The organism is Acidiplasma cupricumulans (assembly GCF_001402935.1).
In the GTDB taxonomy this organism is placed as follows: Archaea; Thermoplasmatota; Thermoplasmata; order Thermoplasmatales; family Thermoplasmataceae; genus Acidiplasma; species Acidiplasma aeolicum.
This window is the reverse complement of record NZ_LKBH01000061.1, coordinates 1-2,675: the sequence shown is the minus strand read 5'-3', so window position 1 is coordinate 2,675 and position 2,675 is coordinate 1. Positions and strand designations below refer to the sequence as shown.

At 29.7% G+C, this 2,675-nt stretch carries 3 protein-coding genes; 1 reads left to right on the top strand and 2 read right to left on the bottom strand.

Annotation, left to right across the window (positions count from 1 at the left end):
* A partial coding sequence (locus AOG55_RS09450) for a hypothetical protein (RefSeq protein ID WP_162216746.1) occupies positions 1–1,306 on the top strand: 1,306 nt, incomplete at its 5' end.
* Here AOG55_RS09450 and AOG55_RS02050 read toward each other — a convergent pair.
* Both AOG55_RS02050 and AOG55_RS02045 read right to left on the bottom strand, forming a co-directional pair.
* Positions 1,283–1,762 carry a GNAT family N-acetyltransferase gene (locus tag AOG55_RS02050; RefSeq protein WP_055032507.1) on the bottom strand — a complete coding sequence of 160 codons (480 nt, stop codon included), beginning with the start codon at positions 1,760–1,762 and terminating at the stop codon, positions 1,283–1,285. The genes AOG55_RS09450 and AOG55_RS02050 overlap by 24 nt on opposite strands.
* Positions 1,740–2,561 (bottom strand): nucleotidyltransferase domain-containing protein, encoded by an 822-nt coding sequence (locus AOG55_RS02045; protein WP_084779385.1) that lies wholly within the window; start codon positions 2,559–2,561, stop codon positions 1,740–1,742. Before AOG55_RS02045 ends, AOG55_RS02050 begins: the two co-directional genes overlap by 23 nt.
* Positions 2,562–2,675 lie beyond the last annotated feature (114 nt).

The window sequence follows — 2,675 nt, the reverse complement described above, 5'->3', positions numbered from 1 at the left end:
TAAAAATTTTCTGGTTTATTATTTTGGCATGGAAAAATCCCAATTAATTGAAAAGAGATTTCAGGAGTATGAAAAAGCCGAAAAGTTATTAAAAAATAGAAAACCAGAAAATTTTTCAATAGAAAAATTATTTCCAGAGCTTAAACTACCCGAAGTAAATAGTCGCAAAACTTATGGTTATTACATATTTGATAAACCAGTATACGCCTTGATACCATATTTAGATGATATAATAATTAATGTACCGCCGTTTAAAAATAGGGAGGCATTAGAAAAGAAATTAAAAATATCATTGGATTATTTAATTGAACTCCAGGAAAGAAATAGAGTATCAATTAATCTGGATTCTGATCCCGTCGCCTATGAAAATTTAGATTATATGGATGAGATAATAGAAAACGCCCCATCATCACAAATAAGAAATGATATGTATTTGAAATTTATCAATCCTGAAAATAATTATTCAGAGATTTCAAATAAAATATTTGATGGGAAGTTATTCGATTATGCCAAAAAAATTAAATGGGATGCGTATGTTAATAAATTTGAAAATGAAATTGAAAATACAGCCAAGAACATCTTAACCCAGCTAGGTGCACTTGGATATAAATCCCTTTTTGATAAACTCACCGGCGGTAAATATTCTCCTGAGGAAATATATAATTTAATATATACATATTCCTCGTTTCTTACAGATCCTGTATTTTACTCACTGGAAGGTATAACACCCATTGATAAGTACTCTATTGAAAATCCTCTTAATTCGGACGCATATAAGGATATATCACCATTACTTAAAGATAAAATCGGCCAGTCTAAAAAAATTATGGAATTTCCCACCGACGTTGGTATTGAACTTTTAAGGAATAACGGCGTGTATTTCCCATCAGGAATAGATACTGCATTGCAGATTGATACAGAAAAGGCCAGAAAAGCATTATTTGAGTTGGATAGGGCAATCAATGAAAGAATGGATAGGGAAAAAATAGTGGATAGAAAAATTGCGCTTGAAGAGGAATTCAAGCAAATTAACGACGCTGTTAATGTTTATAATAAATCACAAAATAACAAAATAAAGGATAAAGTAGATATAACAATAGGAATTATTGGTGCGGCATCTTCATTATTCCTTGATAAACCCCTGCTTTTAGCATCCCTAATAACCACTGCATTATCTTTAGAAAGTGTTAACATTCCCACAAAAATAGCAGAAAGAATATTAAAATTTAGGAAGCCCAGCCATATAGTGGCCTATATGGATTTTCATAATGAAATAAAAAATTTAAATGTATCTGGTAAAAACTAATATGTCCTTATGGAACTCCATATCACTCATCCTGCATTCAATTTTAAAATTGTTTTTTGTAAAAAAGTTTATACTTTTATAATTATCCCCATAAACTTCTGTTACAATTTTGTAACATCCATATTCTTCAAATTTTTTGATTATTAGATTCAGCATATCTGTTCCAATGCCCATTTTTCTATATTTTTCATCCACGAAAATCCCCAATATTGTCCCAACGTTTCCAGATGAAAATATATCCATATAGCCTAAAATACCATTTTCGTTTTCATAAACAAAAATATTATAGTTTTGATAAACATTCGCCTCTATGTATTTTTTTAACTTTTTTGCATCTGTAACTTTGTAGCTGAATGCACCAGAGGCAGAACCCACATTGATCATATTTGCAATGGAACCATAATCTTTTGGTTCTGCCTTTCTAATTATAAATTTATGGTTTTGTTCTATATTCATCACCTTCATAAATAAAATCTAAATATGTCTTACTTGTAATTATATTCTCATGGCTTATGACCTCAATGGCTTCTGAGATCATTGAGTTCAGGACATTAACTTTAATCATTAAATTATCTATAGATATTTCAGTGGTTTTAATCAATTTTGTTATGTTCTCCTTATAATTTTCAGGGAGCCAAATTAATTTATATGAATTATATAGGCGCCACTTGGTGTCAGGTATGAACTCATGGTTTAAACAGTAAAGAAGCTGTAAGAAGAGGTCAATGGATTCATTTAATAGTATATACGAACACTCCAGACAGCCTCGTTTATACATTAGGTCTGGAGGTAGTTTAAATTCATAATTTTTGGGTATTTCGTATTTTTCTATAGAAAATCCCTTCCATTTTAATTTCATAAGAATGTTTATTATATCCTGTGCCCTTTCCTCGTCGCCATAAATCAATTTGCTTTGCAACAAATTATAGATTTTATTATCGTGATCTAATAATAAAATGCCCTCTTTAAATGCCTGCCTCTGTTCATGTGACCATTTGGCATTTAACCATGAATTGTATTCAAATAGCATTATATCCAAATCAAAATTTTTAAATATTCTTTCTCCGGGTACTAAATTGGTATTATAATTGTAAAATATTCCGAGGTCGATATCTGAATATTCATCTGCATATCCCCTGGCCGCACCACCTAATAGAACCACCCCAACTATATCCTTATCTTTCCTTAAATCCTCTATAAATTTCTTAGCTATTTCTATATGTTTATTTATTAGTTGGGACATTTTGTTATCCATATTATAATATAAGAGACTAATATAAATATCTACGTTTCTAAATATATATTTTGGTAATCTCTTAAATGTAATAATATTTTTAATAATATAGATTTATGGTATTAGAGATCGGAA

Excerpts from the sequence above, each read along its gene's own strand:
- AOG55_RS02050 (WP_055032507.1), bottom strand. The coding sequence starts at position 1,762 with ATGAATATAGAACAAAACCATAAATTTATAATTAGAAAGGCAGAACCA.
- AOG55_RS02045 (WP_084779385.1), bottom strand. The coding sequence starts at position 2,561 with ATGGATAACAAAATGTCCCAACTAATAAATAAACATATAGAAATAGCT.